Below are 11,364 nucleotides of genomic sequence, written 5' to 3' on the forward strand. Positions count from 1 at the left end.
TCCCAATACTACAATATATGTTTAACTAACATCTATAGTGTTAAAAATTCAATGTTATTATTAACAATAGACAAAAAGCCGGAGATTTTGCGGATATAGATTCTATCGGGACCCACACTATACGCAAAACCTTCGGTTATTGATTCTATAAACAAACAAAAGATGTAACTATGTTACAAGACATACTCAACCACAGTACGTCAAAAATTACACTGAAATACATTAGAATTAATAAAGAAGAAAAAGATAATTTCCTAGATTCATTTCATATTTAAAACATATAAAATGTAACTCAAATAGTTAAACCAAACAATCCAAAATTACATACACCTTTAAAAAATAATTTCATAAAATAAAATCAGGAATGGCAAATATGTTCTCTCCGATAAACAACTCACAGAATACACAAAAAGATATTCATAATAAATATCTTTTTTGTGTATTTTTAATATTTTTACTTTTAAATATATAAATATAACAAAAGAGGGAAAAAATAACATAATATATATGAATCTATTTAATACAAAAAAGGGGATCTACTAGTAGGTCCCCTTTCCTTTCAAAAAAACTAAATTTATGAGCGTAAAACAAGTATCCAATGCTTGTTCCACACTATAAGATGTGCTTTCCTATTCAAAATAGTTCTAATGAATTTTATTTAGTACTATCTATTTCTTTTAAATATAAAAGAGTCTAACAATATTTTTTTTTAAAAATATATACTAAACAAAATTAATAGGAAAAACATGGATTTTATTACTCTAATCTGTTTTTTTGTTTAAAAATGAGAAAAATCACTATTATACATGCCTTCACACATATAAATACACTCCATAACATGTTAAAGAAAGTATAAACACACTCAAAACATAAACTATAAGGAGGTTTTTTTAAATTGAGTGAAAAAGAATATAAACGAGATAATCATAAAAATAAGGATTGTAAAGTTAAATCAGAATCGCGGATTCCACTCAGTGATACTGAGGCAACGCCTGTTCTTACAAACAATCCAAGAATTAAAATCCCAGTTGTATTAGCAGAAAGAACACTTCAAATTGTAGTAGAAGCAGAAATTCCACTTTCTCCACCAGCAGTGGAAATTAAAAGAGTGTTAAAAGATGTATTTTTAACACAATGTAAACTAGTACCTGTTGAATATGAACCAATTAATGAAACAGGATATTTTCAAGTAACAAGAGCAAAATTGTTTGTAGAAGGTTATATTCGTAAAAATATTGAATACGCTGCTAAATACTGCAATGGCGTAATTCATGATCGAATTGCAAAAGTTCGATTCTCTGGTTTTGCTGATTTGACTGCTGATGAATTTCTTTCTTTCCCAATTATAGCTTTTGGCTCGGAAAATAAAGCTCGTTTCATTAATCCGAAAAAGAATCATGTTCCTCGTCTAGACAAATACTTCTTTGAAAATAATGTTTTCTATAATGAACAACCATATTGTGAATTAATTAGTGCAGAATTTTATGAACTCGATTATTCATCATATGATGTTCATTATGATTCAAAACATGATGAATATCAGGACAGAAATCAAGATAAATATCAAGATAAATATCAAGATAAATATTATGATCAATATTATGATCAATATCCTGAGAAAGAATTTGACAAATTACGTGAAAAAATTGTTCTTGATCTTACTTTGAAAGTATTACAAACTCAACAAGTACAAATCGGATAAAATAAAAAAAGTAATATTTTTAAAGTAAATCAATTATTTTTCACATTTCATGCATTATAAAAGAAAGAGGAATCCTAAAAAAATCCCCCTTTCTTTTATTTACATAACATTATATTATCAGCAGTCAATGTATCTCAAAATCTATAAAAAAATACCTTCAGATATTCCTTCTAAAGGTATTTTTCATTCAAATAATCTCTATTATCAGTAATTTTTATTTATCTACTTTAAAATACTCTGGATGTTCAGCTTTCATAGATAAAATGTTACCACACTCTGTGCAAACATCAGCAATCACTCTTGAAAATTGATTAAAAAGGTTATTCGTATTAATAAGTCTTAAACATGCTTGGGCATTTAACGAATCTTGCCCGATTTCTCTAGAACCACAATTAGGACATTTCTTATTCATTTTCAATTCCTTCTTCCTAAAATTTAGTTCATATAAAATCAAATTATCAGTAGTATCCCAAAAAACTCAAAATTCTCATATAACTCTAAGCTTTACTTTTCTATTCATTTACCTATATTTTTTAGAGGTAGCAAGAGATAATTAATTAAATTTCAAAAAATCATTTCCAAAACTCATACCATTTCTTATCTTTACTTGCTGCAATCATCTTCTTAACTTCCTGAACTTCCCTTATTGTTTGCATAAGCATTTCATCACTTCTTTGATTCTTCGCTACGTCTTCGTTAGTATTCATCGCTATAAGTGTTTGGGATTCCCGTATCGTTTGTATAGCGCTCAATAACTCTGATTCTCTTTGTGCGAATCTCTGATCTTGCTCGGCTAAACGTTTGTTTAATTCTTGTAACAAGTAATTTTGTTTTTCAATGATTTCTTTTTGCTCTTGAATCATCGCCTGTAGCGGTGTAGCGTTGAAATCAGGTTCTTCATAGCGCTCAATTTCATGTCGCTCTAATGGCAATACTTCAACACCTTGATTCCATGATACTATTTGCTTTGTAGCGTTTTCTAATGTCATGTCTGTGTCGTTCTTTAAATTTATAACCTTACGGAACACCATTACATCACTTTCTCTATACTTCCTATGCCCACGTTCATTCTTGATGAAAGTATAACCCTCTTTTTCAAGTACATCAGCATACTTACGTAATGTGCTAGATTGAATACCTAATTGCTCTGCCACGTCGCCAGGACTATATAGCGTCTTCATAGCGTCTCACCTCAAAAATATATTCGCTATAGCAATGATATACCCTTTTTCCTAATAATTCACGTATCACTTGTTTCAAATTCTTAACTCCCATAATATTTACATGAGTAATTTGTATAATTCATATTACAGACCCAAACTTAGGAACACATATCAATTTTAAAAATAAATACTCGTTATATCTCGATACCCACATCAAAATCTTTTTTCTATATACAAGATTTTATACAAAAAAAGATTAGCGGAGATCCCTAGAATCCCCGCTACATCAAAGATGTATAAAATCCTGCATACCAAATAAATAGACGAAAAAAGAAGGATCCCTATAAATACAAGGATTCTATCAAAATATTTGCTACCGATAACGAGAATTATGTAAACAAAAAAGCCCTCCAGCTCAACTTTGGAGGGCTTTTTTTATGTAAGGAGGGAAGATATTGGTTTCTACATAGACAAATGAAAACTTAAACTACCCAATCATATTAGATAAACTACTCATAATCTATAATTTGAATAACTATGTAAAATTTTTAAAATACCTTATACAACCTTAACTTACACTTAGATTAATATATGAATTAAAGGGAGAGAAAAAACAATGTATTGTATAAATTGTTCTCCAGTACTTCACTGTGTTTACTTTGGAAATAGACCGTTTTGCTATTATAAACAACAATGTACCGTAAAACCTTGCCCAACTATACCAAAAATTCCAATACCAATAACTGGTCCAGGACCAGTAGAAATGTCCTCAAATCCTCCTACAATCATGTCATATTCATCTGGACCAAGTTGTTTTGCTCGTTGCATGCAAATAACAGGAGGTGATTTCTACGCCTGTCAAAGAGTATGCAGACCTATTTACCAGTAATTTCGCAATATAACAACTTGATGATCTTTCTTTTTTATTTGCATTTGTGTAGGTTTCCCCCCCTGTTTTTGGGTGTGAGTGCTGGCTCGTCGTGTGGGGGCGAAACCCCACATAGCGTTAATTTCATATAGAAAAAGAAAAATATTTTGAACGGAAGAACTGGCGATTCGGCGGGTACAATTATTGATCCAAGTCGAGCAACTTAACCCCGTTTTTGGTCTGTTCGGCTTGGCGAAAGCTAAAAACCCGCCGAAAAAAGTTTTGCAAGGACAAGAATCAAAAAGAAAAGGCGATAGCCTTTAGGTGAGGATAAACGAACCGACTTTTTTGATTCTGAGGGTGGAGATTTTTGAGTGGTTTTCTCAAAAATACAACCCGTTCCTTGCGGAACTTTTAGCCCTATATATAAGAGTGAGAAGAGCAAAATAAAAAAAACCAGTAATATCAAGGCTTTATAAGGTATAGGGTGTTGCAAAAAAGCAACACCTGTGTTGCAAAAAAGCAACACCTAAAAAATGGGAAAACACACAAAAAAAAAGATGTCAATGACATCTTTTTTCTCATTTCTAAAATAAATAAACTGGTAATTTATGTTTTTTACCATCTTCAGCAATAAAATTTTTAAGAGACTTCTTAAAAATTCTTTGTGTAGCTTTGTCTACTCCATCTTTTGGAGAACAACACATAATATTAGGATTTATAAACCATGTACGACTCGTACAAATACGTCCATCTTCTGTTGTCATTCCAGATTCGGCAACCGCCAATACTCCTTTTTCCATTAAAGAATTCATCATCATTGAAACCCTTGAACGATCTCTCTTTAATTCTTTTGCTAAATAACTAGGAGTAGCATTATCTGAATCAAATTCATTTTCTTCATTTGCTCGTTCTACAAGAATATTCGTTTTAAATTCTACATAAGGTACTAAATCCATTAAAAAAGCCTTTTCAGCATTTGTAAGATAGTTTATTTTTGCTAAGTAATTATAATTATCCGTAATCATTTGCACAAATTTCACCCTATCCGTAGGCTTTTTCTTTTTACCAATGAAATATTCTTCCCCACCAGTCGCCTTACTTAACAACTGCAAAAGCATTGACTTCTCTTCTTCTGAATAACCACCGGCTTGCAACTGGTCATAAATACTATCAATCTTACGATCTCTTATTTTCGCTTTTTTTTCAGCTTGTCCAAAATCTACAACTTTTGTCATAAAATAATTCTCTCCCTTAGTGGAAGGAATCAACTTTTATATGTTAGAATGTATATAGAATATATAAATGGTTGATTCCAACCTTAGTACGAAAAACCGTCTCGCCGACCAAAGCTAGAGCGGTTTTTCTCGTTTATACGTCTTTCTCTATAATAACATGAAACACCTTGTTAAAGCTTTCCATCTCTTGCAAAAACACAACATTCAATCCTCTTTTTCTTCTTCAAGCTCATACAATTCAATGCTTTCATCATTATCAATCCTATCTTTCCCTATCAAAATCCCGATGTTTACTTATTTCTCTCTTATGTTCACGTTCAAATTGATTATCTATTCCCTTGCTATCCAATTCATTTTTAATAATCCCTCTAAACACCTTAAATTTCTCTTTAAAAGCTTTTTTCGTCTGTTGATACAAAACTCTTATATTCTCCTTCAAATCCTTTATATGAGTTTTTAATGAGCCTATTTCAGTATTTAATTTTCTATTTTCCTCTTTCAACTTCAAATTTATCTTTTGAGATTCTTTTAAAGAATCATACAAACTATCAACTTGACGATTCAATTCCTTATTTTCTTTTACCAAGTCCGTATTCTGTAAACGCTCGTAATCTTTTTTTACAGTGACTGCTGCAGTTATCAATTCTTCTACTTTTTCGAGTTGCTTTGGTGAAAAAACATAATTACCTGTTTCTTTTTCAATGATTTCAGGTTTACCAATTAATTTTGGCTTTACCTCCGTCTTGATCTCTTTCTTTTTGGGCTTTAGTGTAATCTTACTATCCGGCAATCTCTTGCTTATCTCTGTAATTTGATTCTCTATGTTAGAAACAGCTTCAGCATATTCCTTGTATTGACGGACTTTCATATATTTATGTGAACCAACATTCGCACGTTCAAAATTCGGAATTTGTTCTTTAGCCAAAGATTCAATATAGGCCGTTTCTAATTGTCTCCAATTCGCAATTAACTCCGTCCCTTTTCCTTGTATGCCTTGTTGTTGCAAGGCTCTATCCATTCCGACACGCCTCGTTAATCCTCGACTACTTTCGAAATTCGGTACATAGTTAATATGTAAATGCGGATTTGCTTCATCATCATGTAATACCATGTTATAGACTGCTAGATTTGGATTTCGCCCTTGAAACGCCTCTGCATACTGTTTTAACGCTTCTTTTTTAGCTTCCCTATACTTTGGGTCATCTTTACCCTCTCCAACCGCTACAATCAATTCTCGTTGCTCATGTGTCTTTGTATCTTTTTTTATCTTGTCATAATAATCCTTAATTTTGCGATCATTACGTTTTTGTTTCTCGTTATACTTATTTACTGCTTCTTGAAAGACATCCTTGTATACACTTTGGATGTCCTTTTGAACAAAGTAGATATTCTCTTCTAACCTGGATGGATCTATGCCAGGATTCCCATGAATGTTTTCTCTGTTATTATGGCTTAATGAACTTTGGTGAGATTGATTAAATGAAATAGAAAACAACATAAAGTGCCACCACTTCCTCTAGATTAATTGATACAATTAGTCTAGCAAGGCGACGAAATTGTGTCAATTAACGTAACCCTATACGTATTTTGACGCTAAAGCATCAAAATCGATAGGGGTCTGCGACGCTTTTCGGCTTTGCCGAGCCACATTTCATGTGGCAAAAACAAAACCTTGGGCTTTGCCCAAACCCACTGGGGAACTCTTCCCCAGACCCCATCAATCGAACTCCCCAACCCCTCAATCCTTGAGGGGCTCCCTCGCCGGTTGGCAGGAACAAACAATAGTTTGTTCAGTGCCAAGAGGGTCTGGGTTTCGTTCAGTTGGTCAAGTCAAATACTCCCTTCGTTTCACTAGGTCCGTTTTGATTGACCAACATAATATTCTATATTTCTAATCATGTCTTGTATTTACACAATAATATTGAAAAATTTTTTCCTATAAAAATATCGAAAAACTCAAAAGAGCAATAATTCCTGAAACCAACGCAACCCCTACAACAATCAACGTTTTTTGAATGATGTATTTTTTCTTATCGCGCTTGTCTCTTTCCGCTTTCACATCTTTATTTTCCATAAAAGCAACAATTTCAGAGTATGTTTTTATATTTTCACGCTTCTTGATTATGTCAATTTTAATAGCAGCTGTCATAGCAATTACCCAAAAAACAAATGGAATAATTAAACCTACATTACCAAAAAATTTAATCGCTAACCCTATTGATCCTACAGCTAAAATCAAAAATATAGCCATTACTTGTCCTAACTTATTGAATTTAACTTGCTGAAGATTATTTTTCATCATTTCCATGTCCCCTTTAACTAAATCATCTAAAGAAACATCGAAAAGAACACTTAGAAGCAATAAATTATGAATATCAGGATAACTTCTTTCATTTTCCCAATTTGAAATGGTTTGACGAGAAACATAAATTTTTTCAGCTAAATCTTCTTGAGAAAACCCTTCCCTATCTCGATATTTTTTAATTTGTTTACTAAGATTCATTTCGCTCGCTCCTTCTACATCCAAAATAGTTCAAGGTAATAATTTATAAATAGCAAATATCTTTATAAAAGTTAATTTTAATATGTCAAAAGGCTTTATACATCGTTTAAACACCTTATTTATCAACGATTGTTAAGGTCTTAATGCTCAACAAAATAAACTTAAATTTATATCATCCACTTTTATGAAATCATTAATTTTAAATATATAAACTCTCACTAAACTATCATCTATATTTAATTAATACAATATTATCAAAAGAATAAAAAAGAATCCCATAAACATAGGACTCTTTTTTATTACTTTTAAAGTAAACTTTTTAATAAAGGGGTACCGCCAGCATTTATAAGCTAATACCCATTTTTTTTTAGACAACTATCCTACTATTTTTTAACACATAATATATTTTGATTGCATATACAACAGGTTTTATATCAAAAGGAGGATTTTTATGACAACATGGCATGCTGGACATTGGGATTACCATCCAGCCCATCCATACTATCATTCAGGACATTGGGATTACCATCCATCTAAATGTCATCATGGAGTATGTACCCAAGGTCAATGGTCTTGGCATCCAGGACATTGGGATTTGTACAAATCATATTGGAACTGGCACCCAGGGCATTGGGGAAACCACAACTGATATAATTATTTACTAAAATTAATATATGATTTTTTAAAAAAAACGTTATAAAAAATTAATTTAAAAATCTCTAAAATGAGAGGAAGAATTGTTATGTCAATACAATATCCTTATAACAATTACTATCAAACACCTCAAATTCCAAATTATTTAACTGCACAAAATCAATTTGATATTAATACTAATAATGCCCCTGTCTATGATAATCGTCAAGATTGTTTACCTGAACGACCTCCAAGAAAATCACCAGAAGGATTTAGATGGGTACCAATTTATTCGCATTTTTATTGGGATGGTCATCAATGGAATAGTGTAAAAGTGAGAAGACCCTACTGGGGATTAATTGATGAAGAACACCCTTGTGATCCTCATCAACCCTAATAAGAAAAAAATAACTAAAAATAAAAATTATTAAACCAAAATTACCAAACATAAATACCGTATTAAATTTAATACGGTATTTATGTTTGGTAATTCAAAAATCTTCACATATAAAATTGTTTTTTTAATCAATTATGCATAAATTTCATCTTCAGATAAATATCCCATTAACTTTAAATAAAAAACCGCTAATCTATTCGGTGATATTGCTCAATATCGTCGAGTACCGTAATAGTAACCATAACATTTATTGGTGTATTCGAGTCCACATGAAGGAGAAACTCTACACCACCGGACCCACTACCTCCTGGACCTTCTGGATCATGAGCTCCCACATTGGATACCCAAATACTCGCTGCGCCAAGATGCGGACGAATAGTCTCAAGTCCTCCAATGCCACCAGGCCAAAAAAACTGTGCCGCTGTAATTAAGACCGCTGACTTTTTAGTAATGGGGGGCCAGTTAAAATTCTGCCGTGATACCCCTTGCATGTTTGAGTAAAAAACACGAATTGAGCGTGCCATATTTAACCTCACTCTCCTTAATCTTAAACTATATTCAATAAAATAGCAGTTTACATCCCAACATAATAATATTTAGCTAATAACCAAAATATGTATAATAATTTATTCCTCATAAAATAATCCTCTTATGTGTAAAATCACATAAAAAATGCGAGCACTTATAAAATATTAACAGCTTACTTAAGAGTTTATTATGTAAAATATAAATAAATTAAATAAAAAGCCTAGTTTTTACTAAGCTTTTTATCTGAAAAAAAATACCGTTTTTTACCTTAATACACTTTTAATTTCACGATATTTTATACAATTAATAATAAAAAGTTCCAAAGTAAACTTTTTATTATTAGTTTACATTCATTTCCCCTTAATCATTGACTTATCACCAAATCCACTGATATCCTCAATTTATACGATAAAAGTATACATTCAAACCACTATAAATAAAGAGGTCAAAATCCATGAACAAAAAACCACATCTCATTGATGTCCAACCCATCCGTAGCAAAGAACAGATCGAAGATATGAAATGGGCTCTTAAACGTCACTGTTCCGAAAGAGACTATATTCTCTTTCTTATCGGTATTCATACAGGACTACGCGTAAGTGATCTACTCCAACTCGAAACACAAACCATAATAAAACTAAAACGGAAAAAACGAAAAGAATTTAAAATCAGAGAAGGAAAAACGAAGAAAGAACGTATGATTAATCTTACTTCTATTTTTGATGAAGTATACTCTTATGCCCAAACACTAAAAAGCATCTGGTTATTCCCTTCTCGAAAAGGAGGGCAACCAATTAGTAAGATTCAAGCTTATCGACAATTGCAAAAAGCCGGGGATTTTGCCGGTATAGAATCCATCGGGACTCACACCATGCGCAAAACCTTCGGCTATTGGTTCTATAAACAAACAAAAGATGTAGCTATGTTGCAAGGAATTCTAAATCATAGTACACCCCAAATCACACTAAAATACATTGGAATTAATAAAGAAGAAAAAGATAATATACTTGATAATTTCTATATTTAAAATCTATCAAAAAAACGACATCTAGGGGTACAGCCGAGATACATGTAATTTTGAGTGTTAATCATATATTTATTTCCAAACATACTTATAATCACGGATTTTCTTGTTATTTTTCAACTTATTATCATACATCCTAATCATACAGTTGAAACAAAATGTTTTTAGTAGCTAATAGATGGATGATTAGGGTGTACCCATAATAGACAAAACGGTATTTATAATCCCTATAAATCGCATATAGAAATAAAAATAAGTCTATGACCTATTTTTACACGTATCTCGGCTGTACCCCCTAATATATTAAATATATACAAAAGATTTATTATTCAAATTAATATATATAAACTGTTCCACAATTATTTTAAATTTAATTATCTTTATGTATTATTTAAAAATTAAATTGATACGAATAACATAAATGAAAAAAATTAATACATTGACATTGAACAGTTTTAAAAATCTAAAGTAATTTTAAAAAGGAGTCTAAGTAAAATGAGTGAACAACGTCCAATTAATACATCATGTCAGGTGGTAGGACAAACTCAAACACCATTAAATAATAAAGTTAAAACACCCATTATTACCACAGAAACACCGCTTGTACAAATGCCAGTTATACTAGCCGAAAGAACAATTCAAATTGTTGTAGAATCTAATATTTCATTAGATCCACCAGCAATTGAAATTAAACGTATCTTAAAAAACAACGTATTTTTGACACAAGGTGATTTAGTTCCTCTAGCATTTACTCCAATACCAGGTACAGATTATAACCTAGTTACAAAAGCTAAATTATTTTTACAAGGGTTTATCCGTAAAAGTATTGAGTATGTATATGATGAATACAATAGAATTATACATAATTCTATTGTAAATGTTCCATTTTCCGGTTCCACAGATCTAATAGAAGATGATTTTCTATCTTTAGCTTTAATAGCTTCTTCCTCAGATACTACATTTCATTTTATTTATCCTAAAAATGGTGATTTACCACATTTAGAAAAATGTTCCTTCGGAGATACAGTTTATTATAACAAACAACCATATTGCGAATTAATCAGTACTCAACTTGTTGGATTAGACTTTTCCCCTTGTCTAACAAACTTAAAGGAACCATTTAATACTTTTCATGAAATAATTGTATTAAACCTTAATTTAAAAGTTTTACAAATACAACAAGTACAAATTTAAAACAAAGAAAACTTCTTATTTTTCAAACCAACCTACTTGAAAAAAACACCAATATCCGTTAATGCTCTCCTAAAAAAAACTATAAAATAAAATGAAAAAAGTGAGTGAAACTTA

At 31.2% G+C, this 11,364-nt stretch carries 12 protein-coding genes and 1 pseudogene; 6 read left to right on the forward strand and 7 right to left on the reverse strand.

What is annotated here, in order from left to right:
* Positions 1-71: 71 nt before the first annotated feature.
* Positions 72-275 (forward strand): annotated as a pseudogene (locus AC0OM3_RS00170) (tyrosine-type recombinase/integrase); the annotation flags it as partial.
* A gap of 620 nt (positions 276-895) precedes the next feature.
* The gene (locus AC0OM3_RS00175) at positions 896-1,702 is read left to right on the forward strand and encodes a CsxC family protein (RefSeq protein WP_474210972.1); all 807 of its coding nucleotides are present in this window, start codon (positions 896-898) and stop codon (positions 1,700-1,702) included.
* Positions 1,703-1,916: 214 nt separating this feature from the next.
* Here AC0OM3_RS00175 and AC0OM3_RS00180 read toward each other — a convergent pair whose 3' ends face one another.
* From AC0OM3_RS00180 to AC0OM3_RS00205, 6 genes are all read right to left on the reverse strand, one after another.
* Complete coding sequence (locus AC0OM3_RS00180; protein WP_074594089.1) at positions 1,917-2,114, reverse strand: hypothetical protein; 198 nt, start codon at positions 2,112-2,114, stop codon at positions 1,917-1,919.
* A gap of 160 nt (positions 2,115-2,274) precedes the next feature.
* A complete protein-coding gene (locus tag AC0OM3_RS00185; protein ID WP_474210973.1) occupies positions 2,275-2,883 on the reverse strand; it encodes a DUF3967 domain-containing protein in 609 nt (202 codons plus the stop codon).
* Between the two features lie 663 nt (positions 2,884-3,546).
* Complete coding sequence (locus AC0OM3_RS00190; RefSeq protein WP_474210974.1) at positions 3,547-3,693, reverse strand: hypothetical protein; 147 nt, start codon at positions 3,691-3,693, stop codon at positions 3,547-3,549.
* Positions 3,694-4,320: 627 nt separating this feature from the next.
* Complete coding sequence (locus AC0OM3_RS00195; protein ID WP_088338722.1) at positions 4,321-4,971, reverse strand: MarR family transcriptional regulator; 651 nt, start codon at positions 4,969-4,971, stop codon at positions 4,321-4,323.
* Positions 4,972-5,233: 262 nt separating this feature from the next.
* Positions 5,234-6,469: a plasmid recombination protein gene (locus AC0OM3_RS00200; protein ID WP_474210975.1), complete on the reverse strand. Its 1,236-nt coding sequence runs from the start codon at positions 6,467-6,469 to the stop codon at positions 5,234-5,236.
* A gap of 438 nt (positions 6,470-6,907) precedes the next feature.
* Positions 6,908-7,474 (reverse strand): helix-turn-helix transcriptional regulator, encoded by a 567-nt coding sequence (locus tag AC0OM3_RS00205; protein WP_074594096.1) that lies wholly within the window; start codon positions 7,472-7,474, stop codon positions 6,908-6,910.
* A gap of 451 nt (positions 7,475-7,925) precedes the next feature.
* Here AC0OM3_RS00205 and AC0OM3_RS00210 point away from each other — a divergent pair, with 451 nt between their 5' ends.
* Together AC0OM3_RS00210 and AC0OM3_RS00215 are read left to right on the forward strand one after the other, a co-directional pair.
* On the forward strand, positions 7,926-8,123 hold the full coding sequence (locus tag AC0OM3_RS00210; protein ID WP_074594095.1) for a YXWGXW repeat-containing protein: 198 nt from the start codon (positions 7,926-7,928) through the stop codon (positions 8,121-8,123).
* A 93-nt stretch (positions 8,124-8,216) separates the two neighbouring features.
* The gene (locus AC0OM3_RS00215) at positions 8,217-8,504 is read left to right on the forward strand and encodes a hypothetical protein (protein WP_074594094.1); all 288 of its coding nucleotides are present in this window, start codon (positions 8,217-8,219) and stop codon (positions 8,502-8,504) included.
* Positions 8,505-8,692: 188 nt separating this feature from the next.
* On the opposite strand, the gene AC0OM3_RS00220 is transcribed toward AC0OM3_RS00215, so the two are convergent.
* Positions 8,693-8,839: a hypothetical protein gene (locus AC0OM3_RS00220; protein ID WP_474210976.1), complete on the reverse strand. Its 147-nt coding sequence runs from the start codon at positions 8,837-8,839 to the stop codon at positions 8,693-8,695.
* Positions 8,840-9,486: 647 nt separating this feature from the next.
* Between AC0OM3_RS00220 and AC0OM3_RS00225 the strand changes: the two genes are divergently transcribed.
* The gene (locus AC0OM3_RS00225) at positions 9,487-10,059 is read left to right on the forward strand and encodes a tyrosine-type recombinase/integrase (RefSeq protein WP_474210977.1); all 573 of its coding nucleotides are present in this window, start codon (positions 9,487-9,489) and stop codon (positions 10,057-10,059) included.
* 492 nt (positions 10,060-10,551) lie between these two features.
* The gene (locus tag AC0OM3_RS00230; protein WP_074594091.1) at positions 10,552-11,250 is read left to right on the forward strand and encodes a CsxC family protein; all 699 of its coding nucleotides are present in this window, start codon (positions 10,552-10,554) and stop codon (positions 11,248-11,250) included.
* The last annotated feature ends 114 nt before the right edge of the window (positions 11,251-11,364 follow it).

The organism is Bacillus sp. FAU20 (assembly GCF_056033865.1).

Coding starts and splice junctions, on each gene's coding strand:
- AC0OM3_RS00180 (WP_074594089.1), bottom strand. CDS start 2,114: ATGAATAAGAAATGTCCTAATTGTGGTTCTAGAGAAATCGGGCAAGAT.
- AC0OM3_RS00185 (WP_474210973.1), bottom strand. CDS start 2,883: ATGAAGACGCTATATAGTCCTGGCGACGTGGCAGAGCAATTAGGTATT.
- AC0OM3_RS00190 (WP_474210974.1), bottom strand. CDS start 3,693: ATGCAACGAGCAAAACAACTTGGTCCAGATGAATATGACATGATTGTA.
- AC0OM3_RS00195 (WP_088338722.1), bottom strand. CDS start 4,971: ATGACAAAAGTTGTAGATTTTGGACAAGCTGAAAAAAAAGCGAAAATA.
- AC0OM3_RS00200 (WP_474210975.1), bottom strand. CDS start 6,469: ATGTTGTTTTCTATTTCATTTAATCAATCTCACCAAAGTTCATTAAGC.
- AC0OM3_RS00205 (WP_074594096.1), bottom strand. CDS start 7,474: ATGAATCTTAGTAAACAAATTAAAAAATATCGAGATAGGGAAGGGTTT.
- AC0OM3_RS00210 (WP_074594095.1), top strand. CDS start 7,926: ATGACAACATGGCATGCTGGACATTGGGATTACCATCCAGCCCATCCA.
- AC0OM3_RS00215 (WP_074594094.1), top strand. CDS start 8,217: ATGTCAATACAATATCCTTATAACAATTACTATCAAACACCTCAAATT.
- AC0OM3_RS00225 (WP_474210977.1), top strand. CDS start 9,487: ATGAACAAAAAACCACATCTCATTGATGTCCAACCCATCCGTAGCAAA.
- AC0OM3_RS00230 (WP_074594091.1), top strand. CDS start 10,552: ATGAGTGAACAACGTCCAATTAATACATCATGTCAGGTGGTAGGACAA.